This window comes from Schaalia vaccimaxillae DSM 15804 (genome assembly GCF_000420425.1).
Taxonomy (GTDB): Bacteria; Actinomycetota; Actinomycetes; order Actinomycetales; family Actinomycetaceae; genus Pauljensenia; species Pauljensenia vaccimaxillae.
On record NZ_ATUX01000007.1, the window covers coordinates 216,667 to 238,911 of the forward strand.

20 protein-coding genes are annotated in these 22,245 nt (G+C 58.1%); 16 read left to right on the forward strand and 4 right to left on the reverse strand.

The window, feature by feature from the left end:
* Nucleotides 1-138: 138 nt before the first annotated feature.
* The 5 genes from G439_RS0105950 to G439_RS0105970 all read left to right on the forward strand — a co-directional run bounded on the left by G439_RS0105950 (nt 139) and on the right by G439_RS0105970 (nt 6,315).
* Nucleotides 139-2,115: an OPT family oligopeptide transporter gene (locus G439_RS0105950; RefSeq protein ID WP_022868272.1), complete on the forward strand. Its 1,977-nt coding sequence runs from the start codon at nt 139-141 to the stop codon at nt 2,113-2,115.
* A 102-nt stretch (nt 2,116-2,217) separates the two neighbouring features.
* Complete coding sequence (locus G439_RS0105955) at nt 2,218-3,147, forward strand: DUF3097 family protein (protein WP_022868273.1); 930 nt, start codon at nt 2,218-2,220, stop codon at nt 3,145-3,147.
* A gap of 151 nt (nt 3,148-3,298) precedes the next feature.
* Nucleotides 3,299-4,321, forward strand: coding sequence for a heat-inducible transcriptional repressor HrcA (gene hrcA, locus G439_RS0105960; RefSeq protein WP_026459448.1), 1,023 nt, complete (start codon nt 3,299-3,301; stop codon nt 4,319-4,321).
* A gap of 63 nt (nt 4,322-4,384) precedes the next feature.
* Entirely contained in the window at nt 4,385-5,518 is a 1,134-nt protein-coding gene (gene dnaJ, locus G439_RS0105965; RefSeq protein WP_022868275.1) for a molecular chaperone DnaJ, read from the forward strand.
* Complete coding sequence (locus tag G439_RS0105970) at nt 5,518-6,315, forward strand: 16S rRNA (uracil(1498)-N(3))-methyltransferase (protein ID WP_022868276.1); 798 nt, start codon at nt 5,518-5,520, stop codon at nt 6,313-6,315. Before dnaJ ends, G439_RS0105970 begins: the two co-directional genes overlap by 1 nt.
* Before the next feature lie 73 nt (nt 6,316-6,388).
* On the opposite strand, the gene G439_RS0105975 is transcribed toward G439_RS0105970, so the two are convergent.
* Nucleotides 6,389-7,294: an aldose-1-epimerase gene (locus G439_RS0105975; protein WP_022868277.1), complete on the reverse strand. Its 906-nt coding sequence runs from the start codon at nt 7,292-7,294 to the stop codon at nt 6,389-6,391.
* Between the two features lie 208 nt (nt 7,295-7,502).
* Between G439_RS0105975 and G439_RS0105980 the strand changes: the two genes are divergently transcribed.
* The 5 genes from G439_RS0105980 to G439_RS0106000 all read left to right on the forward strand — a co-directional run bounded on the left by G439_RS0105980 (nt 7,503) and on the right by G439_RS0106000 (nt 11,640).
* Nucleotides 7,503-8,798: a C1 family peptidase gene (locus G439_RS0105980; RefSeq protein WP_040434785.1), complete on the forward strand. Its 1,296-nt coding sequence runs from the start codon at nt 7,503-7,505 to the stop codon at nt 8,796-8,798.
* Nucleotides 8,799-8,874: 76 nt separating this feature from the next.
* On the forward strand, nt 8,875-9,033 hold the full coding sequence (locus G439_RS12620) for a hypothetical protein (RefSeq protein ID WP_022868279.1): 159 nt from the start codon (nt 8,875-8,877) through the stop codon (nt 9,031-9,033).
* A gap of 79 nt (nt 9,034-9,112) precedes the next feature.
* A complete protein-coding gene (gene add, locus G439_RS0105990) occupies nt 9,113-10,129 on the forward strand; it encodes an adenosine deaminase (protein WP_022868280.1) in 1,017 nt (338 codons plus the stop codon).
* Nucleotides 10,130-10,240: 111 nt separating this feature from the next.
* On the forward strand, nt 10,241-11,023 hold the full coding sequence (locus G439_RS0105995; protein WP_022868281.1) for a gamma-glutamyl-gamma-aminobutyrate hydrolase family protein: 783 nt from the start codon (nt 10,241-10,243) through the stop codon (nt 11,021-11,023).
* Nucleotides 11,020-11,640, forward strand: a complete 621-nt coding sequence (locus G439_RS0106000; protein ID WP_022868282.1) for a peptide deformylase — start codon at nt 11,020-11,022, stop codon at nt 11,638-11,640. The genes G439_RS0105995 and G439_RS0106000 overlap by 4 nt, the downstream gene beginning before the upstream one ends.
* On the opposite strand, the gene pflA is transcribed toward G439_RS0106000, so the two are convergent.
* The 3 genes from pflA to G439_RS0106015 all read right to left on the reverse strand — a co-directional run bounded on the left by pflA (nt 11,607) and on the right by G439_RS0106015 (nt 15,109).
* Nucleotides 11,607-12,416 carry a pyruvate formate-lyase-activating protein gene (pflA, locus tag G439_RS0106005; RefSeq protein ID WP_051125734.1) on the reverse strand — a complete coding sequence of 270 codons (810 nt, stop codon included), beginning with the start codon at nt 12,414-12,416 and terminating at the stop codon, nt 11,607-11,609. The genes G439_RS0106000 and pflA overlap by 34 nt on opposite strands.
* A gap of 242 nt (nt 12,417-12,658) precedes the next feature.
* Complete coding sequence (gene grcA2, locus G439_RS0106010; protein ID WP_022868284.1) at nt 12,659-12,910, reverse strand: autonomous glycyl radical cofactor GrcA2; 252 nt, start codon at nt 12,908-12,910, stop codon at nt 12,659-12,661.
* A 72-nt stretch (nt 12,911-12,982) separates the two neighbouring features.
* On the reverse strand, nt 12,983-15,109 hold the full coding sequence (locus G439_RS0106015) for a pyruvate formate lyase family protein (protein WP_022868285.1): 2,127 nt from the start codon (nt 15,107-15,109) through the stop codon (nt 12,983-12,985).
* Between the two features lie 355 nt (nt 15,110-15,464).
* Here G439_RS0106015 and G439_RS0106020 point away from each other — a divergent pair, with 355 nt between their 5' ends.
* The 6 genes from G439_RS0106020 to prmC all read left to right on the forward strand — a co-directional run bounded on the left by G439_RS0106020 (nt 15,465) and on the right by prmC (nt 22,243).
* The gene (locus G439_RS0106020) at nt 15,465-16,775 is read left to right on the forward strand and encodes a homoserine dehydrogenase (RefSeq protein WP_022868286.1); all 1,311 of its coding nucleotides are present in this window, start codon (nt 15,465-15,467) and stop codon (nt 16,773-16,775) included.
* Nucleotides 16,772-17,716 carry a homoserine kinase gene (gene thrB / locus G439_RS0106025; RefSeq protein ID WP_040434737.1) on the forward strand — a complete coding sequence of 315 codons (945 nt, stop codon included), beginning with the start codon at nt 16,772-16,774 and terminating at the stop codon, nt 17,714-17,716. The genes G439_RS0106020 and thrB overlap by 4 nt, the downstream gene beginning before the upstream one ends.
* Before the next feature lie 237 nt (nt 17,717-17,953).
* Nucleotides 17,954-19,669 (forward strand): transcription termination factor Rho, encoded by a 1,716-nt coding sequence (gene rho / locus G439_RS0106030; RefSeq protein ID WP_022868288.1) that lies wholly within the window; start codon nt 17,954-17,956, stop codon nt 19,667-19,669.
* A gap of 266 nt (nt 19,670-19,935) precedes the next feature.
* Nucleotides 19,936-20,157, forward strand: coding sequence for a 50S ribosomal protein L31 (gene rpmE, locus G439_RS0106035; protein WP_026459451.1), 222 nt, complete (start codon nt 19,936-19,938; stop codon nt 20,155-20,157).
* Nucleotides 20,158-20,264: 107 nt separating this feature from the next.
* The gene (gene prfA, locus G439_RS0106040; protein WP_022868290.1) at nt 20,265-21,377 is read left to right on the forward strand and encodes a peptide chain release factor 1; all 1,113 of its coding nucleotides are present in this window, start codon (nt 20,265-20,267) and stop codon (nt 21,375-21,377) included.
* A complete protein-coding gene (prmC, locus tag G439_RS0106045) occupies nt 21,374-22,243 on the forward strand; it encodes a peptide chain release factor N(5)-glutamine methyltransferase (protein ID WP_022868291.1) in 870 nt (289 codons plus the stop codon). Before prfA ends, prmC begins: the two co-directional genes overlap by 4 nt.
* Nucleotides 22,244-22,245: the final 2 nt, after the last annotated feature.

The following is a 22,245-nucleotide window of genomic DNA, read 5'->3' on the forward strand; positions in this document are numbered from 1 at the left end:
TGAGCGAGGCGGCGGATTGGATGTTACGTTCTCTTAAAATTTGTGTGCTAGACATCATTTTCTCCATTGTCTGGGATCGATCGTTTTTCTGGGGTGGTAGCTTTTTCTTGCACATCCCATGACAGAGAGAATTTTTTCATGTCTACTGAAAAAGTATCCGCTCAAAGGACAGTCACTGAGATGACGTTACGCGGCGTCATCATCGGTGGCCTCATCACCGTCGTCTTCACTGCGGCGAATGTCTATCTGGGACTCAAGGCCGGCCTGACCTTCGCGACTTCGATTCCCGCAGCGGTCATCTCAATGGCCATCCTGCGTAACTTCAAGGGTCACACGATCCAAGAAAACAACATCGTCCAGACAATCGCTTCGGCGGCAGGAACTCTGTCAGCCATTATCTTTGTTCTGCCCGGCCTCGTCATGGTCGGGTACTGGAAAGACGGATTCCCTTACTGGCAGTCGGTCTTCGTCATCGCCCTGGGCGGCATTCTGGGCGTCATGTACTCCATCCCCCTGCGTCGCGCCCTCGTCACCCACTCCACCCTGCCCTACCCCGAAGGCGTCGCAGCCGCCGAGGTGCTCAAGGTCGGAGACTCGGCTGAAGGCCAAGAAGAATCCCACCGTGGTCTGGTGGCAATCCTGTGGGGCTCGCTGTGCTCAGCAGGATTTGCCTTGCTCGGCTCGATGAAAGTGGTCGCCACCCAGGTTTCAGGCGTCTTCAAAGTCGGAGCGGGCGGCTCCCTCTTTGCTGGATCCCTCTCCCTGGCTCTGATTGGCATCGGCCACCTGGTTGGAATCGGCGTCGGCGTCGCTATGATCATTGGCCTGCTCATTTCCTACGGTGTACTGTTGCCGATCCTGAGCTCGAATGCAGAAGGTATCAATGACCCGGCAAAGTTCGCTGATGTCGTCTCTTCGACCTTCTCTCAAGAGGTTCGACTCATCGGCGCAGGCGCTATCGCGGTGGCAGCTGTATGGACGCTGCTCAAACTCATCGGCCCCATCATTGGAGGCATCCGCGATTCCTTGGCTTCGACCTCCAAGCGCGCCGCAGGTGAAACCGTTCCGCTAACCGAACAGGACCTGTCAGGAAAGGTCGTCATTGGCATCACCCTGGCGTCGATGCTGCCCATCGGATTGCTGCTATGGCTTTTCCTTAAAGACACTCCCTTGGCTCACGGCTGGGTGGGGCTCGTCATTATCTCGATCCTCTTCATCCTATTGACCGGCCTGGCAGTGGCATCGGTCTGCGGTTACATGGCAGGCCTCATTGGCGCCTCAAACTCTCCGATTTCAGGCGTAGGCATTATTGTTGCCATCTCCGCGGCCCTAGTGGTCAAGGTGGTTCACGGAGCTATCACCGGCGACCAGCTCACCACCATGGTTGCTTACACATTGTTCACGGCGGCCATTGTCTTCGGCATTGCCACTATTTCCAATGACAACCTCCAGGACCTCAAGACCGGCCAACTCGTGGGCGCGACACCGTGGCGCCAGCAGGTGGCGCTCGTCATCGGCGTGGTCTTTGGTTCCGTCATTATTCCGCCGGTCCTTGACCTCATGCACACGGCTTTCGGTTTTGTCGGTGCTCCCGGCGCAGGAGAAAAAGCCCTAGCAGCACCGCAGGCCTCGCTGATTTCCGACCTCATCAAGGGAGTGTTCGGTGGTGACCTCAACTGGAAGCTCATCGGTATTGGCGCGATCATTGGCATTGTCGTGGTGATCATCAACGAGATCCTCACTCACACCACCAAGAACCTGTCTCTGCCGGGACTGGCGGTCGGCATGGGTATGTATCTGCCGATGTCGGTGACCATCATGGTTCCGATCGGTGCGCTGCTGGGCATGATCCACGACAAGTGGGCTTCCAAGCAGGCTGACCCAGAGAAAGCTAAGCGGATGGGCACGCTGATTGCTACAGGTTTGATCGTCGGCGAATCCCTGTGGGGAGTCATCTATGCGGGCATCGTGGGCTTCTCCGGTTCCGACGAACCTCTTGCTGTGGTCCCTGATTCCTTTGCAACTGCCGCGCAGTGGATCGGCGTCCTGCTCTTCGCAGCGATCGTGGGCTTCTTGTACTCGAAGATGCGCAAGGACGGTGCTTCGAAGAAGTAACCTCATCACGCAAGGCCGTCGGCCCGGTCCTCTTTTTACGAGGGCCGGGCCGACGGCGTTTCGCCGGTGATGGCATGCGTCAAAGCGCCATAGAGTGTGCGGGTGACTGTAAGCCCTTCTTTCGATCCCTATGGGACCAATATCTTCGAGTCTGATCCGCACCGCGACGGTCCCAATGCGAGGCGGCCTCGTTCCACCCAGGTCCATATCCAGATCGGAATGGTTCTAGAAGACGTGGGGACGGGGTGGGTGGGCGCTGTGACCCGCGTAGAAAAGTCGGGTGGTGTGTACCTGGTCGAGTTGGAGGATCGACGAGGCCGAGTCCGCTCTTTCCCCCTTGGTGGCGGCTTTTGGCTGGAAGGACGGCCCATTGAGGCGCTTCCTCCGAAACCTGGCGCAGATGACCCCACCTTGGCACGAGGGCGAACGTCCTCGACTATGACGACTCCTGGAGGGCGCGTGGTGACGAACTCCGGCTCCATTGCCGCCCCCGAACGTGGTGCTCGCGTTGCCCGAGCCTCCCGCATCTGGGTCGAGGGGCGTCACGACGCAGAGCTCATTCAGCATGTGTGGGGTGACGATCTGGCAGGAGAAGGAGTTGTTGTCCAACTGCTCGAGGGTGTAGACAACCTTGAAGAAATCCTTCAGATCTACGGCCCATCAACCACGCGGCGCGCGGGAATCCTCGTCGACCACATGGTGTCGGGTTCGAAAGAGTACCGGATTGCCGAGGCAGTGATGCGCCGCTGGGGTGACTCTGTCTTGGTGTTAGGCCACCCGTACGTGGATGTGTGGCAGGCAGTGAAGCCTGAGCGTGTCGGCCTTCATAGGTGGCCGAATATCCCACGCGGCACTGATATTAAGGTTGGCACACTTCAGGCGTTGGGCTGGCCTCACGCTAACCAGACAGATATTGCAATGGGATGGAAACGAATTCTGTCCACTGTGCGTAACTACCGTGACCTCGAGCCAGCCCTCCTGGGGCGAGTGGAGGAACTCATTGACTTTGTGACCGCTGTGGGAACCGAGTGACTTGGCAGCAGGGGAGTTGGTGGAGGCCATGGCTGATCTGAATCACCCTAAGCGAACAGGAAGTCGTCGAGGCCTCGGAGTAAGATTGGCACTCAGGAACACCGAGTGCCAACGCCACGCAAGCTGCTGAATGAGGGAAGGGAGAGTGGACATGAGTGAAGAGCGCAGGCTTGACGTGCTGCGAGCAATCGTCACCGAATACGTCCACACCCGCGAACCCGTGGGCTCCAAAGTCATCGCCCAAACTCATGACCTCGGAGTCTCGTCGGCGACAATACGCAACGACATGGCCGTCCTCGAAGAAGCTGGATTGATCTACCAACCCCATACCAGTGCCGGACGCGTCCCCACGGACAAGGGCTACCGCGTATTTGTTGACCGCCTGGCCGCCTTCAAACCCATGAGTGCTCCGGAACGCCAGGCCGTGGAGAAGTTCCTGTCTCAAAGCACCGACATTGACGAGGTCGTGGCTGGCACGGTGCGACTTCTAGCCCAGGTAACTCGCCAAGTCGCCGTTGTCGAATATCCGACTCTAGAAAACCAGACCCTCCGCAGGGCTGAACTGGTAGATCTTGGGCTCGGACGCCTCCTCGTTATTGTCATTACGGACGCTGGTCGCGTTCAAGAACGCACTCTGGAGCCGGGCTGCGAATTGGATGAAGTAACCATCTCAGACATGCGGGCTCGCTTCAATGAAGCAGCCGAATCAAAGAACTCTCGCGCGATGGTAGAGCCTCTCGAAGCGGTTGTTGAAGCCACTCCTGCGAACGTGCGCCCAGCCGCAGAAATGATCCGCAGTGCCATCATTGACCTCATGACACCAGCGGCTGAATCGCGCATCATGATGGCCGGAATTTCGAACCTTGCGCGAGGCGCCGTCGATTTTCGCGATATTGCTCCTGTCCTGGATGCTCTTGAAGAACAAGTGGTCCTCATGAGGCTTTTCGCCGAACTCGACACCGACCAGGACCTGCATGTCTCAATTGGCACCGAGAACACCCACGATGGGCTTTCCGAAGCCTCAATTATTACCGGCACCTACCGCGTTTCTGACGCTCAGGAGGGGCCCGCCGCGCATCTTGGAATCATTGGCCCGACCCGAATGGACTACTCGCGGACAATGTCGTCGGTGCGAGCCATCTCCTCCTATCTATCCAGATATTTGACCCGCTGAGGCAGATCACTAAGCCACCATGAGACCATCACACTGTTTCAACCCGATGAGGAAGCCGACCGAGTGAACGATTACTACGAGATCCTGGGCGTGGCCCGGGATGCTAGCCAAGAAGAGATCAAAAAGGCCTACCGTAAGAAGGCTCGGCTGCTTCATCCCGACTACGCTGGCCCCGATTCAGAAGAGGCTTTCAAAGAGCTTTCAGTGGCATACGAAACCCTGTCAGATCCGGAGAAACGCCAGATGTATGACATTGGTGGCCCGGAAGCTCTGCGAGGAGGAGCCGGCGCAGGCTCACCATTTGGTGCAGGCGGCTTCGGGGATATTTTCGATGCCATGTTTGGCGGTGGCTTCTCCACAGGATTCTCGGGTGGAGGCGCAGGCCAGGCCTCGCGGGTCAAGCGAGGTAAAGACCAACGAGTCGCTGTCGACATCACCCTTGAGGAGGCAACCTTCGGAGCGAAGAAAGACGTCAAGTACACGACCTATGCCACGTGTGAGACCTGTGGCGGCGATATGTGCCAGCCGGGTACCCAACCCGTCACCTGTTCGACATGTTCGGGTTCGGGTTTCATCACTCGTGTCCAGTCCACGCTCTTTGGACGCATGCAGACGCAGTCCCCGTGCGCAGCATGTCAGGGCTTTGGCACGACCATCCCGAATCCCTGTTCGGAGTGTGCGGGTAAAGGTCGAGTGCGTACCAGTCGCACCATTACAGTTGATATTCCAGCCGGTGCGGATGAAGGTACCCAGATCCGAGCAACCGGTCAGGCTGAGGTTGGTGAAGGGGGCGGCCCCAACGGCGACCTCTACCTGCTGATCCGCGAAAAGAAACACCCGATTTTTGATCGGCGAGGCGATGATCTGCATACGTGGATCACGATCCCAATGACCACGGCCGCGTTGGGCACTGAATTCGAGCTCGATACTCTCGACGGCAAGAAGACTTTGACGATTAAAGCTGGTACTCAGCCCCACGACGATATTGTTCTGGACGACCTGGGCGTGGGGCGCCTCCAACGCCAAGGTAGGGGAGACTTGCACGTCCATATTGACGTGGAGATTCCTAAGAAGCTCGACGCAAAATCGCGTGAACTTCTCGAGGAGTTGGCGGCGCTTCGCCAAGAGGTCCGTTTTGAACCGCATCGCCAGGACAAGGGGTTCTTTGATCGACTCCGTGACACCTTTGGTGGCTAATGACTCGCCCCGTTTTCTTCAGTGATGACCTGAGCCCCTCCTCAGCCCAGGTCCAGATTGGTGACCGTGTTGAGTTGGGCGGCCAGGAGGGGCGCCACGCCGCAACCGTCCGTCGGATCGAGGCGGGCGAGAGCATCGACATCGTTGATGGGCGGGGGCTACGCCTACGCTGCCTCGTCGAAGCATCATCGAAACAGGGGCTCATCCTTACGGTCGTAGAACGCATGGAGGAGGCCGGCGTTACTCCACGCATCGTCCTCGTTCAAGCTCTGGCTAAGGGCGGTAGAGACGAACAGGCTGTTGAGACGTGCACGGAGCTTGGTGTTGACGAAGTGGTGCCCTGGCAGTCGAATCGTGCGATCGTCAGATGGACAGGTCCCAAAGCCGCCAAAGGGCATGCCAAATGGGAATCGGTTGTGCGTGCAGCAGCCAAACAGTCGCGCAGGAGCACAGTACCTGAGGTACATGAGGTGGTGGATTCAAAGAAACTGGTCGCCCTCGTTCAGGCAATCGTCAACGAGGGCGGCGCAGCCTTTGTCTGCCACGAAGAAGCGACTATGCCTCTGACCGAACGCATTCTTAACCACGGACCGGATCATGAACGCACAGCCTCTTGTGCGGTGGGAAATGCGTGCGTGGTTGTCGTTGGGCCCGAGGGAGGTATTGATCCTGATGAAACTGCCGCACTAGAGGCAGCGGGTGCACACCTGGTCGGTTTGGGACGCAACGTGCTGCGTTCCTCCACTGCTGGTGCAGTGGCTGTCACTCTTGTCAGTGCGGCAGCCAGCCGCCTATAACCAATCGTTTTGATGCTGTTGGCCTGCGGCCATGAGACCGCAGGTCACCTATAGATATCTCTGGGATGTCTGGTTATGCCTGGGGGATCTGACCGCTGATCGTAAAGGTCATGGTGTGTTCTTCTTCGGGAGCCAACACAATGACATCCTCGCCTGTGTTGAAAGCGTTGGGCGGGCAGGTCATAGGCTCGACAGCTACGCCGGTACGGCCAATGTTGTCGGCGGTGAAGAGCTGAACCCAACGGCAGTTAGAAGTCAGAGAAGAGGAAATTCCAGTGGACGGGTCACGCAGGGTGACAGTCCACTCGCCCTCTGGAAGATCGGTGAACGCGTTGTCGATCTGCGTGGACCCCACAACCCGAGTTTCGGTGAAATCAAAGCCATGATCTGCGCTGGGTTCCAAGCCCGCAGGGTTGAGCTTTTCATCGGTCAAGAGGACGGTTGCCACGGGAGCAGTGAGCTCGTAGCTGTCTGTGGGTGCCAGGTCTACCGTTAGGTATGGGTGCAGGGAGACCCCATAGGGAGCAGGACCACTTCCCACATTCTTAGCGGTGAGAGTGACGCTGAGCCCACGCTTAGCGTCCAACGCGTATGTCACCCATACGTCCAGGGGCCACGGGTATCCCGGCTGAGGAGCAATCGTGGTGCCCAGCGTGGCTGAGTCCAGATCTGAGTGAATGATTGACCAGTCCTGCCACACGACGAGGCCGTGGAGGGCTGCTCCGGTGGATGGTTCGTTGATGGGGAGCTGGTATTCGACGCCTTCCCACGTGTAGCTGGAGTGGGCGATACGGTTTGGCCACGGCATGAGTGTTTTGCCGAGGTAGCCCTGAGGAATCTCATCGGCGCGATGGCCAATGATGAGATCGTGACCATCCAAGGTCAGCGACGCCAATCCTGCGCCGACTGTGACAATTCGAGCTTGATAATCTCCCGAATATAAAACAATTTCGGTGCCCGAAGCAGTGCGTGCAGTCACGATGGTCCTCACTTTCGCAAAATTGGAGCGGCGTTGCTCCGATCAGATTCTACGGCACCAGCGTTGAGGTCAGCGATGACGACGAGTAGCCTGTGCGAGTGCATCGGGCACACAGCCAGATGCTTCGTTGATGATCCGATGAAAGGAAGAGCGGGAAATGGTGAAAAGCCGATCCGCTGGCGTAATCGATCAGGCCCTGATTGAGCGGATGCGTGAGACTGCTACGGACACTGCTGCCCATATTGCGCGCAATGCGGTGACCACCAGCGGAATTGATTCGGTGAGCTTAGATCGGGCGAAAGTTATCGCCAATCCTCCAGTTGTCTCTCATCGGATTGATGACTGGAAAGTCACCTGGCAGAAGAAATCGGGACGCTGCTGGCTTTTTTCGTCTCTGAATCTTCTGCGTTCGTCAGCCCGAAAGAAGATGGGGTTAAAGAACTTCGAGTTCTCTGAAAACTACGTTCTGTTCTGGGACAAATTCGAACGCGCTAACTGGTTCCTCACCGACATCATTGATACGGCACACGAACCTCTGGACGGGCGCCTTCTCCAATTCTTGCTCGCGGACGTTCTGGGAGACGGCGGCCAGTGGGACATGGCAGTCTCGCTTTACCTCAAACACGGGCTGGTGCCGATCCAGGCCATGCCAGAAACAGAGGCCTCATCCAATACGCACCGGATGAATACTCAACTCCAAGTACTTCTGCGCCGCTCGGCCCTTGAGTTGCGTGACATGGTGGCAGGTGGTGCGCCTGCAGAGGACGTCGAAAGCGCCAAAGAACAGGTGCTCGAGGGCGTGTGGAGGATCCTGACCATAAGCTTGGGCGTTCCACCTACTGAGTTTGAGTGGGAATGGCAAGATGACGAAGGCGAATTCCATCGTGATCCTGTGATGACTCCGCAAGAGTTCTACGAACGCTATGTCGACATCGACCTCACGCAATACGTCTGCCTTGTCGACGATCCGCGCACCTGCCATGCCAAGGGCGAAGCGATGACCGTCGACCACCTGGGTAACGTGGTGGGAGGACGCGAGATTCGCTATATCAACGCTGAAATGGCAACGATTAAAGAGATTGCGGCGCAGACCATTGCTGCAGGCCAGCCAGTGTGGTTCGGGGCTGATTGTTCTCAACAGGCTGACCGTGACCAAGGACTGTACGTCGAGGGCGTGCACGACTACTGCGGGTTGTTTGGATTGGACTTGTCGACGACGAAGGAACAGCGAGTCCTCACAGGCGAATCCGCGATGAATCACGCCATGCTTTTTACTGGTGTCGACCTGGACACTGACGGGCGCAGCCGGCGCTGGCGGGTTGAAAATTCCTGGGGTGATCAGCCCGGTGACTCAGGTTTCTTCACCATGGATGACGACTGGTTCACCGAGTATGTCTTCGAGGTTGTTGTTCACATTGATGCTCTTCCTGACGACCTGCGACCGGCTCTGAGCGCCGATATGCGTCACCTGCCGGCATGGGATCCGATGGGCACACTTGCCTAAGATCAGTCGATCTCGTTCACAGTGCTTGCGTCCCCTCCACAGCTTGGAGGGGACGCAAACATGAGACGATGCGTTGATGAATAACTCTGGCGTCGTTGACCCCGCCCTCGTCCCCTTCAAGACCCTGGCTAACGACATGACTTTGCCGATGATTGGAATGGCTACGAGGCTGACCAGGGTCGCGAAGAGTAGTCATCTGCAATATCCACGCCACCGTGGTGACCTGCAGGGATAGACCTCCTGCACGCTGGCAATATGGGAAGATCGAGGAGTCCGCGCATGATCTTTCATGCACATGACTATATGGAGGAATCGTGACCACAACCGTCACCCGTGAATTCGCCTGCGGCATCCCCAAAGCCGAACTTCACTTGCACCTGGAAGGCACCCTCGAACCAGATCTCAAGCTCGCACTTGCGAATAAGCACGGGATCGACATTGGACAAAAGACCATTGAGGAAGTCCAAGCTTCATACCAGTTCAACGACCTGTCCTCATTCCTGGCCGTGTACTATCCGGCGATGAATGTTTTGCAAGACGAGGACGACTTCCATGACCTGGCCGCCGCTTACTTTGAGCGCGCCCGGCAAAACGGTGTGGTTCGCGCCGAATGCTTCTTTGATCCGCAGGCTCACACCAGCCGTGGCGTCGCCATTGAAACCGTGATCAACGGCTATTACCGCGCCGTTGACGAAGCACGCGCGATCGGCCTTTCAGCAGACCTCATCCTGTGCTTCCTGCGCGATATGTCAGCCGAGTCCGCTCTCGAAACCCTAAAAGCTGCACTGCCCTACAAGGATAAGTTCATTGGTGTGGGGCTCGATTCGGACGAACGCGACAATCCGCCTGAGAAGTTCGCTGATGCTTTCGCTTTGGCCAAAGAACACGGGCTACGCGTCACCATGCACTGCGATATCGACCAGGTGGGATCCATTGACAATATCCGCCGCGCGCTTACCGAACTGGGTACTGAGCGTCTCGACCATGGTACGAACATTGTTGAAGATGACAGCCTCGTTGAACTTGTCATCGACAAGGGGATTGGCCTGACCTGCTGTCCCATGTCCAATGGTTTTGTCACCGAGGACATGAAGGGCACGGAGATCATTGATCTCATGCGTCGCGGAGCCAAAGTCACGCTCAACTCTGACGATCCGGCTTACTTTGGGGGCTATGTTGCAGATAACTACCTGTCAATGGCCGAGCACTACGGGTTGGGGCAAGAAGAACTCGCCACCCTTGCGCGCAACTCTCTGGAAGTGTCCTGGGTGGACGAGGATGAACGGGCCCGTCTGCTTGGACTACTCGATGACTTCCTCGCCGCTCAGTAAGCGCACCAGCGCAAGCTGATCTGCTCGCCCTCGTCCCGGAGTCGAATTCACATTCGACTGAACAGTGGACGAGGGCGCAGTCATCTCAACTGAAGTGGCCAATATATTCCCATGACCAGTGAAAAGCCGACGTTGTTGATCTCCAACGTCCTGCCAGACCGCCCGTGGGACGACGCATACAACGTCCTGGTCATGTGCCTGTGGGACCGCATTATTGAAGCAGCTGGAACGTACTGGAACATCATTCGCCACTACGCCCAACTCGACGGTGCAGAAGGATCCGTGCTCAAAGCACAGCAAGCTGATGCCATCGTCATTATGGGTGGGGAAGATATTCACCCCTGCGTCTACTCGGGAGAGCAGGGCTACGAAGGCGAAGGGCGACACTGGTATCGCGCTGATCTGGGACAGATTGAGCTGGTTCGCCATGCGATTTCAACGGGAACTCCACTTGTGGGAATCTGCCGCGGGATGCAACTGATCAATGTGGCGCTGGGCGGAAGCCTCGTTCAACACATCGAAAATGGTCTTGATCAGCATCTCAACCCCGAGGTTGTTGCGCAGCAACGCTTTGCGCGTCACGGTGTGCAAGTTGAAGAGGGCTCTGCCTTGGAAAAAGCTCTTGGATCGGTGCTGGACGCACACCGTCGCGTTGAGGTGTCCTCAGCCCACCACCAGTGCATCGACCAGGTTGCCGATGAACTCAAAGTGTCAGCGCGCGCCGAAGACTCCACGATCGAGGCCATCGAACATCAATACGCGCCCGTTCTTGGAGTTCAATGGCATCCCGAAGATCCTGCCGCTGATCTCGAAGGGCTCCAGAACCTCTTGGAATATTTAGCTCAAGCTTGCGTTCCTCGCCTCCAGCGCAAGGCAACTACCCTCGTCGCATGAGCATTTTGCCAATTGTCATCACGGGAGATCCTGTGCTCCACCAACGGGCGCAGGAGATCGACGTGATTGATAGTTCAGTGGCGGATCTTGCGCACGACATGATTGACACAATGGTGGTTGCCCCCGGTGTCGGTTTGGCTGCGCCCCAAGTGGGTGTGGGCCAAAGACTCTTCGTTTGGCGCTTTTCGGGCCAATCTGCCTTTGATGATCTCTACGGTTCCACTTTGGGGCTTCGCACACCTTGTGCACCCAGTTCCGGTGTCGTCGTCAACCCACAATTGGAATACAAGTGGGATGCGAACGCCGGTCTGCCCGCTCAATTGGATGAGGATCGTGAGTGCGAAGGGTGCCTGTCAATTCCCGGATACCAATATCCACTGCGACGAGCAGGCAATGTCGTATTGACTGGACTGTCGTTGAGGGGACAGCGAATCGAGATTGAGGCTTGGGGCTGGCTTGCCCGAATCTTCCAGCACGAGTACGACCACCTTGCAGGCACGCTCTACGTGGACCGTCTTGATCAACCGTGGAAGTCAGCCAGTCGCCAGGCGATCGAAAGTGAAGGCTGGGGCAGACCCGGCTTTCAGTGGACCTCGAAACCTAGGCTCTTGAAGTAGTCGCGGACCTCTTGCGTATTTTGTGGCGTCGGGGGGGTTGTCGAATCAAGCTCGTACGTCAGACCCAGGTTCTTCCATTTGTCTCGCCCCATCTGGTGGAAGGGGAGTACTTCCACGCGATCAATGACATTCTTCCACCTGCCGATAATGTCACCGATGGCTCGGATGTTTTCGGGATCGTCGGTCAGTCCTGGCACGAGGACGAACCTGATCCATACGCGCGTCTTATTTCGAGCCGATAGGCGATCGCCGAAGTCGATGGTGGGCTGGAGGGCGCCGGTGGTGACCCGCTTATAGAGCTCGGGGATTCCGGCTTTGACGTCGAGGAGACACAGGTCGAGGTGATCGAGGATGTCGTCGTCACAATTGACGCCCAGGAAACCGGAGGTGTCCAGACAGGTGTGCACGCCCATCTCTTTGGCGCCGTGGAAGATTCGACGGACGAATTCCGGTTGCATCATTGCTTCGCCCCCGGAAATTGTCACCCCTCCGCCGGTGGTGCGGAAGATGCGGCGGTAGCGACGAATACGGCCCAGGATTTCGTCGATAGACACCGGAGCCCCGTCCTTCATGAGGAAGGTGTCGGGGTTGTGGCAGTACAGGCAGCGCAAGCCGCAGCCGTTGAGAAACACTGTCAGGCGGGTTCCTGGTCCGTCAACGGCCGTCACCAACTCCCAGGAGTGAACTGACCCCAAAGTGCCGTCGTGCATGCGTTGGAGACGTTCGTGGCGTTCAATATCGGTGAGCTCAACGAGGCCGGCGGTGCCCAATCCCATTGCGCGCGCCGTGGGGGCTTGGAAGTCTTGATCCTGCAGGGACTTGGAGCTGTCGTTGGTACGCGGTCCGCGCGAGACAATGCTTGAACCGTCACCGACGGGGATGATGGGCGGAATCTGCGTTGTCATAGTGCCTCAATTGAAATGGTGGGCCAATACTGTGGGGCGCAGACCTGGTCTGCGCCCCACAGGAGTTTGAGGAGAAGCCACGCCGAACGTCAGCTCGAACGTAGTGATCGCTCTCAGGCGGACTGGTGGAAGGTGCGCGAAAGGACGTCGAGCTGCTGTTCGCGAGTGAGCTTGACGAAGTTGACGGCGTAGCCGGAGACACGCACCGTCAGGTTCGGGTACTTCTCGGGGTTCTCGATGGCGTCCTCGAGGGTAGCGCGGTCGAGCACATTGATGTTGGCGTGGTACAGGCCGTCGGTGACCTCGTTCTGGGCGCGGGCTGCGCGCATGTCGGCCAGACGTTCTTCGTAAGTCTTGGTTGCCATGATGATTCTCCTTGGTGGGGTGTGGCGGTTAGGGGTGCTCTGGGAGGCTTGTGGCCTCCCAGAGCTGATTGGTCACTTCTGAGCGGTCATTTCGACAGCGCACTCATCGTCGGGCACGAAGCCCGCATCGAGGATGCCGACGAGGTTTTCAATCTGCTCTTCTTTGGTGCGTCCCAGACCAGACGGAGTGATCGTGTTGGTCAGGGAGATACCGTCGAGAGCATCGTTGTAGTCGAGCTTGCCTACAGAGAGCATCGAGGCGACCATGCCATGGGTGTCGATGCCGTTTTCCGGGTTGGCGCCGGGGGCGAAGGGGGTGCCTGCGCGGTGACCCGACGGGAAGTTACCGGTGGCCTTGCCGTAGACGACATTCGAGGTGATGGTCAGCACCGACTGGGTCGGGATGGCGTCGCGGTACATGGGGATCGCACGAATCTTGTCCATCACCGTGTGAACGATGGTTGCGGCAATATCGTCGGCGCGATCGTCGTCATTGCCGTAGGTCGGGAAGTCACCCTCGGTCTTGTAATCAACGATCAGTCCGGTTTCGTCGCGAATCGGAGTAACCTTCGCGTACTTGATCGCAGCCAAAGAATCGGCGACGATCGACAGGCCAGCGATACCGCAGCCCATGGTGCGGATGATCTCGGAGTCGTGCAACGCCATTTCGATGGACTCGTAGGCGTAGCGGTCATGGCAGTAGTGGATGATGTTGAGGGCCTCAACGTAGGTGCCCACAACCCAATCCAGCATTTCCTCGTACTTGCTCCAGACCTCATCGAAGTCGAGCGGGCCGTCGCCTTCGATGCCGGGCAGCCCTTCGACGACCTGCTTTCCGGACATTTCGTCGCGGCCACCGTTAAGAGCGTAAAGCAGGGCCTTAGCGGCGTTAACACGGGCACCGAAGAATTGCATCTGCTTACCGACCTTCATCGGGGAGACGCAGCAGGCAATGGCGGCATCGTCGCCCCAGTGGTCGCGGATCTGGCCGTCAGACTCGTACTGGATGGACGAGGTCTCAATCGAGATTGCTGCGCAGAAGTCCTTGTAACCCTTGGGCAGGTTCTCATCCCAGAAGATCGTGATATTCGGTTCGGGAGCGGGACCCAGGTTACGCAGGGTCTGCAGGAGTCGGAAAGAGGTCTTCGTAACCAGGGTGCGTCCGTCGTCGCCAAAGCCTGCGTCTGACCAGGTGGCCCAGTAGGGGTCGCCAGAGAAGATCTGGTCGTAGTCGATGGTGCGCAGGAAGCGGGTGATGCGCAGCTTAATGACGAGGGCGTCGATGATTTCCTGGGCGCCGGACTCATCCAGCGTGCCGTTGGCAAGATCGCGTTCGAAGTAGATATCGAAGAAACCGGAGAGGCGGCCAATGGACATGGCGGCGCCGTCCTGGGACTTGACCGAAGCCAGGTAGCCAAAGTAGGTCCACTGGACGGCTTCTTGGGCGGTGGTGGCCGGACCGGAGATGTCGTAGCCATAATCGGCGGCCATCTTCTTGAGCTTCTTGAGAGCCTTGATCTGCTCGGAATGTTCCTCGCGGTAGCGTGCCCAGTGCTCAGAGAAGCCCTGGTCGGCGTACTTGTCTTTGGCTTCGAGCTTGTCCTCAATGAGACGATCCACGCCGTACAGGGCAACGCGACGGTAGTCACCGATGATGCGGCCTCGACCGTAAGCGTCGGGCAGGCCAGTGATGATGTGAGAGGAACGTGCCGCGCGAATACGGGGCGTGTAGATATCGAAGACTGCGTCGTTGTGAGTCTTGCGGTACTGCGTGAAGATCTTCTTGACCTCGGGGTCGTGTTCCTTGCCGGCCTCGTGGATGGCGGTTTCGACCATGCGCCAGCCGCCGTTGGGCATCATGGCGCGCTTGAGAGGGGTGTCGGTTTGCAGACCAACGATGACATCATCGTCTTTGGAAATGAAGCCCGGCTTGAATGCGTCGATGTCAGCGGGGGTGTGGGTGTCAACGTCAAGGATGCGAACCTTGCGCTCCTCAGCTAGGTATTCCTTTTCAAGGGTGTCCCACACGCGCAAAGTCTTGTCGGTGGGGCCAGCTAGGAATGAAGCGTCGCCCTCGAATGGCGTGTAGTTGCGCTGGATGAAGTCGCGGACGTCGATCTCCTGGTTCCAGGTGCCCTTTTCGAATCCGTCCCAGGCGTCCTTGGTGAGGGCGTCAGAAGCGGGCTGCTCGTTCGTCATCTTTCCTCTTCTCGGGTCAAGCCGGCCTCCCGGTCTGGGGGACCAGTGTCGAAGCCTTTCGACTTCGTCGTCGTGCCGTGTAGGCATCTGCGATCTATTCTTCGACGGTTGTTAACAATTTTCTACAGGGGACCAAAGAACTATGTATGTTGTCGGTCTCAGGTTGCGAAAAAACGCCTCTCTGCCAACCTTGTGTAGGACTAAGGGCCTACGTTTACTTTTTGCGTTGTGGTGCTGCATGAGCGCCGAAATGGACTGATCTCCGAGTTGAGACTGCAAGCGCTTAGACTGCTCGTCAACGGCAAGCGCGGGGAACATCCGATGCGCGCACCGTGATGATTGAAAGAGGAGAGCCATGACGCAGTCCCTGCCACAACTCAGCGTCGGTGTACTGGGTGCCGGAACCGTGGGAGCTCAGGTTATTCACATGCTCGCCGAGAAAGCTGAGGACTTCTCCGCCCGATCTGGTGCGGCAATGAGTGTTGATGCGGTCCTCGTGCGAAACCTTGACGCGCCTCGCGACACTCCCATCGACTCTGCCCTTCTGACCACCGACCCCGCCCAAGCAATTGACGGCCGAGATATCGTCGTTGAACTGATCGGCGGTATTGAACCCGCGCGCACCTACGTTCTGCGCGCCCTCAACCAAGGCATCAGTGTTGTCACGGGCAATAAGGCTCTATTGGCTGCCCACGGCCCCGAACTTTATGCGGCTGCCGACGCTTCTGGAGCGGACCTCTACTACGAAGCTGCCGTGGCTGGTGCAGTCCCAGTCGTCTACGGCCTTCGTGAGTCTCTTGCAGGCGATCGCATTACCAAGGTCATGGGTATCGTCAATGGCACGACCAATTTCATCCTCGATTCCATGGCCAGCCGCGGCCTGAGCTACAAGGACGCCCTCGCACAAGCTCAGGAACTTGGGTTCGCTGAAGCCGACCCAACCGCCGACGTAGAAGGACTAGATGCAGCGGCAAAGTGCTCAATTTTGGCCTCCCTTGCATTCCATTCCCGCGTTGGAATCGACGATGTCGAGGTCGAAGGCATCACCTCAATCGCCGCTGATGACATGTCTGAGGCCGCTTTCTTTAACCGCACCATCAAACTGCTGGCAATCGCTGAGCGACGCATCGGCGAGGATGGGCGAGAAGGAATCGGTATGCGAGTCCATCCCGCCCTCGTCCCTAATGACCATCCGCTGGCCAGTGTCGATGGCGCATTCAATGCCATTCTTGTCGAGGGCGAGGCTGCCGGACGTCTGATGTTCTACGGACAGGGCGCAGGTGGTGCACCAACGGCTTCAGCAGTTCTGTCCGACCTCGTGGCAGCAGCGCATCATCGCGCATACGGAGGACACGCTCCCCGCGAATCTGTCTACGCACACCTGCCAATCCTTGATCCAGGTATTGCTCGGACTCGCTACCAGATTCGACTCCAAGTCGAAGACAGGCTCGGGGTTTTATCTGACGTCGCCGGCATCTTCGCTCGCCACGGAGTGTCCATTCAATCCGTACATCAACGCGATGACCGTGAACCCGGGGCATGCGTGATTGTTGCAACTACACACCTGGCTCGGGAGGCTGACCTGCAAGCTGTAACACGGGCTCTGGGTGTGTCCGAAGCTGTTCGGGAAGTCACGTCAGCTATCCGAGTCGAAGGGGAGGAATGAGCGTGCGGCTACGTGACGACTTTGTTGCCGTCAAAGTGCCGGCGACCACCGCCAACCTCGGGCCAGGCTTTGACTCCATGGGGATGGCCTTGGATCTGTGGGATGAAGTGTCGATCCACGCCACCGCCGGGGCAACCTCGGTAGTTGTCGAGGGCGAGGGCGCCGGAACTGTCGGCGAGGGGGAGGACAATCTTGTCGTCAAGTGCGTCAGGCTCGCTCTTGATCGCGTCGGAGCGCCTCAAATTGGGATCCGCATGCACTGCACCAACAGGATCCCTCATTCGCGAGGACTCGGGTCATCAGCGTCAGCAATCGTCGCAGGTCTCGCCCTTGCCAGGGCCCTCATTGGTGAGGAGGATGTTCTGACTCCTGCCGATATTCTGGCTATCGGTTCTGAACTTGAAGGCCACCCCGATAACGTGGCGCCGGCCGTGCTCGGTGGAGCCACTATTGCCTGGATGGAAGGGGAGCGGGCGGGTGCGGTTCGCGTCATGCCTCCCGCGCAGATTAGCCCGGTTGCGTTCATTCCAGATTTTGAGCTATCGACCTCGCAGGCACGTGAAGCCCTCGAAGAACGTGTCAGTCATGAGGATGCCCGCTTCAACCTGGGCCGTTCAGCTCTTCTTGCAGCACTCTTATCGGGAGCGTCCCAGGGGACAGGGGAATACAGCTTTCACGACATGCTCATGGATGCCACGCAAGATCGCCTCCATCAGGAACAGCGTCGAGGCGCGATGGAACCCTCCCTTGCACTAGTCGATTGGTTGCGCAGCGCGGACCTCGCGGCGGTGGTGTCTGGAGCGGGTCCCACGGTGCTGTCCTTGGAATCCGTTGGGGCAGACATTCGGCACGAAGCGCAGGCAGCAGGATGGAAGGTCATGGAGCTTGCGGTGGCTGAGCGGGCGGTGACCATTACCCGAGGACGTCTGGCAGGGAAGTAAAGTCGGGCGATTCGGGTAGGCGCGGATGTGTGATATTTGTCCGACGGTGGGCAGTAGCGACCCGGATCGCCACCAGCAAAGGCTAAACATTGGTACTATCTGTCTATCGGTCCTTGTGACCCGCCGCTTGTCGGCATCTGTCAACGCCGCGCGATTTCTTTCCGCCGCGTCATCCCCCGTCAAAAACAACAGGGGAATTGAACCGCCCGCGTAGGGCTTTTCCAGTAAGGAACATTCGTGAGCAACGAACAGGCTGCAGACGCGCCCACCAAATCGCTGTCCGCCATGAAGCTCGCCGAATTGCAGGCGCTCGCTTCTTCCCGTGGACTCAAAGGCATTTCCAAAATGCGCAAGTCCCAGCTCGTCGAGGCACTCAGTGGTGCTGCGTCGGCTCCAAGTGCCCCGGCACAGGCCCCTGCCGATCAGGCCCCTGCCGATCAGGCCCCCTCCCAGGTCACCCGCGACAAGGACGTAAAAGAAGAAACAGCTTCGTCAACGCCGCGAAAGACCCGTAGGCGCCGCGTCGCCACAACTGAAGCTATTGACCCGGCGCAGGTCCAACTCGACTTGCCGACGCCGCAGTCCGACAAGGCCAATGAGACAGCGTCAGACGTCTCGCCAAAGCAAACCCCGGACTCGCTTGACTCCATCGAGCTGCCCGAGGGCGACGATGCTGACGGACGCGGACGCAATCGGCGCGATCGCAACCGGCGTAGTCGCCGCGATCGCAACACCAATAGGCGAGAGCGCAATGGCAACCGTGCAGACGGTCAGAACCAGGCAACTCGCACCGATCGTGACGATCAAGTTCGCGAAGACGAACAGCTTGCTCCCATTGCCGGCATCCTTGATGTCCAAGACAATCACGCTTTCGTGCGTACCTCGGGTTATCTACCTGGACCTAAAGACGTTTATGTGACTCTGGGCAATGTGCGCCGCTGGGGCTTGCGCGCCGGAGACGCCGTCGCCGGTGCTGTGCGTCAGCCCCGTGAGGGAGAGCGGCAGCGTCAGAAGTACAACGCCTTGGTCCGTGTTGACTCGGTCAATGGAATGACGATTGAAGAGGCGCAGGCCCGCCGCGAGTTCGGCAAGCTGACCCCCTTGTACCCCAATGAACAGCTTCGCCTTGAAACCTCGGCTAAAGCCTTCACCCCTCGCGTCATTGACTTGGTGGCCCCCATTGGCAAGGGCCAGCGAGGCCTCATCGTTTCTCCGCCTAAGGCTGGTAAGACAATGGTCATCCAGCAGATCGCCAAGGCTATCGAGGTCAATAACCCCGAAGTTCACCTCATGGTTGTCCTTGTTGACGAACGCCCAGAAGAGGTCACCGACATGCGGTCGATCGTCAAGGGAGAGGTCATTGCCTCAACCTTTGACCGCCCGGCTTCCGATCACACGATCGTTGCCGAACTGGCAATCGAACGGGCGAAGCGTCTGGTCGAACTTGGCCAGGATGTCGTCGTTCTGCTCGACTCTTTGACCCGTCTGTCGCGCGCCTACAACTTGGCGGCACCTGCCTCGGGACGCATTCTGTCCGGTGGTGTTGATGCCTCAGCCCTTTACCCGCCCAAGAAATTCTTCGGGGGCGCACGAAACCTCAAAGAGGGTGGCTCGCTGACCATCATCGCTTCGGCGCTGGTTGAAACCGGCTCGAAGATGGACGAAGTGATCTTCGAAGAATTCAAGGGCACCGGCAACATGGAATTGCGTCTGTCCCGCCAGCTCGCAGATCGCCGTATTTTCCCGGCCATCGACGTCAATGCCTCGGGTACTCGCCGCGAAGAAATGCTCTTCAAGCCCGAAGAACTTCGCATCATGTGGAAGTTGCGCCGTGTTCTGGGCACCCTCGATCAGCAGTCCAGCCTCGAATTGGTCCTCGACAAGCTCAAAGAAACTCAATCCAACGCAGAGTTCCTCATGCTTGTCCAAAAGACCACACCGTCGGCTGACTGATATATCGTGCATATGTGTGACGCCCCGCTTTCATCAGGAAGCGGGGCGTTTCCTTCACAACTGTCGGCGACCTCACGCAACCTGGATCCGGCTTGAAGTACCACTTAGGGTGCCGAAAGTGGCACAATGTCACGGTCGGCTTCCGGTTCACCTCTCCGCCGCCGCGCCCGTGCCATGAGCACGGCAGACGGAAGAGCAACCCGCCACCAGATGTGGCGGACTCGCGGTTTGGACCCGGGGCACTCAACGAATCCAGGAGTAATTCCATGAAGAAGGACATCCACCCCGAATACGTGGATACCGTCGTGTCTTGCACGTGCGGCAACACCTTCAACACCCGTTCCACCCTCACCTCCGGTGAGATGCGCGTGGACGTGTGCTCGGCTTGCCACCCGTTCTACACGGGCAAGCAGAAGATCCTCGACACCGGTGGTCGCGTCGCCCGCTTCGAGGCCCGCTACGGCAAGCGTGATCGTTCCTCCAAGTGAGTCGAGTCATCGCACAGCAGTAGTGCTTTCGCCGCGGCGCCGGAGATCTTCGGGTCACCGGCGCCGCGGTGTTGTCATTAGCGCAATTCTCGTCCAGGAGCCACAACATGAGCAACGAAGCCGCGTCAGCCGATGAACTCTCGGCCCTCGAACCTCTCCTCGCTGAATACGCGCAGGTCGAAGAGGACATGGCCTCTGCCCAAACCCTCGCAGACCCCAATCGGATGCGACGTGTCGGGCGCCGATACGCAGAGTTAGGACGTATCAAAGCAGCGGCGGATCGCCTCGTCGCAGCCCGTAACGATCTCCAAGCTGCGCGTGAGCTCGCCTCAGAAGATCCCTCATTTAGCGAAGAAATTCCTGCCCTGGAGGAAGAAGCGGAGTCAGCCCACGCTAGCCTCTTGAAGATCTTGGCTCCGCGCGACCCCGAGGACGCCCTCGACGTCATCGTCGAAATCAAAGCCGGCGAAGGCGGCGAAGAATCCGCTCTCTTCGCCTCGGACTTGGCGCGAATGTATGCCCGCTACGGCGAAACCAAAGGCTGGTCGGTCACCGAATTGTCAGCCACACACACCGAACTCGGCGGATACAAAGACATCACATTGGCCGTGCGTGCGCACGGAACCCCAGCCCCCGAAGAAGGAGTGTGGGCTCACCTTAAATACGAGGGCGGCGTGCACAGGGTCCAACGCGTGCCCGTCACCGAATCGCAAGGACGCATCCATACCAGTGCGGCTGGTGTTTTTGTGATGCCCCAGATCGAGGACGAGGGGGAGATCGTCATCGATCCCAATGATTTAAGAATCGACGTGTATCGCTCGTCGGGGCCCGGAGGACAATCCGTCAATACAACCGATTCAGCTGTGCGGATTACTCACATGCCCTCAGGCATTGTTGTCTCAATGCAAAACGAAAAGTCACAGCTGCAAAACAAAGAAGCGGCGCTTCGCGTCCTCGCTTCCCGTCTGGCAGCGGAAGCTCGAGCCAAACGCGAGGCCGAGGCATCAGCCCAACGACTCTCTCAAGTCAGAACAGTGGACCGGTCTGAAAGAATCCGCACCTACAACTTTCCTGAGAATCGAATCACCGACCACCGAACCGGATTCAAAGCGCACAACCTCGACCAGGTGCTCTCTGGAGCCTTGGACCCGGTCATTGCGTCACTCCAAGAAGCTGACGAGGCTGAGAGACTGGCCGCGGCAGCGGAGAACCGACAGTGATCAGACCTACCTCGAGTAGGCGAGTCGGTGAACTGCTTGCCTGGGCTAGACGGGAACTTGCAGCTCTTGAGGCCTGTAATCCGAGCGTTGAAAGCACAGAGTTGCTGGAGTGGGCAGCTGGCGTTGCGAACCGCTGGCAACTTGGCGACACTGTGGATGAAGAATCAACCCGACGATTCGTCGAGGCGGTGGCCCAGAGAACTCAAAACCGGCCCCTTCAACTTATTACTGGTCGGATGTACTTTCGTTGCCTGACACTGCATGCCAGGCCAGGCGTCTTTATTTGTCGCCCTGAAACGGAAATTGTTGCAGGCCTTGCCATTGAGGCCAGTAAACCCGGCGATATCGTGGTTGACCTGTGCACGGGGTCAGGTGCGATCGCGTTAGCTATTGCAACAGAGTGCCCCGCAACACTGGTTCACGCAGTCGAGCTCTCGCCCCTGGCTTGTGAGCTTGCTGCCCAGAATATCGACGCAATTGCAGCTGGTGCAGTGATGCTACACAATGCGGATGCAACGTCAGACGCCACCTTGACACAGCTGGATGGAAGCGTCGACATCGTGGTCTCTAATCCTCCATACGTGCCGGCGGCAGAAGCTCCCACTCAACCCGAAGCACTTCTCGATCCAGACCTTGCGTTATATGGGGGTGGCGCTGATGGAATGGAGATTCCAGAAAAGATTATTCGACGCGCCGCCGGCCTGTTAAAAGAATCCGGCACGCTCATTGTTGAACACTCTGCAAGTCAATCAGCACTTATGCGTCAATGTGCGAGCTCGTACGGATTCAGCGACGTGACAACGGTTGTTGATCTAACGGGTAAGGACCGAGTCCTGGTTGCCAGGCGTGGAACAATAGACGAGTGAAT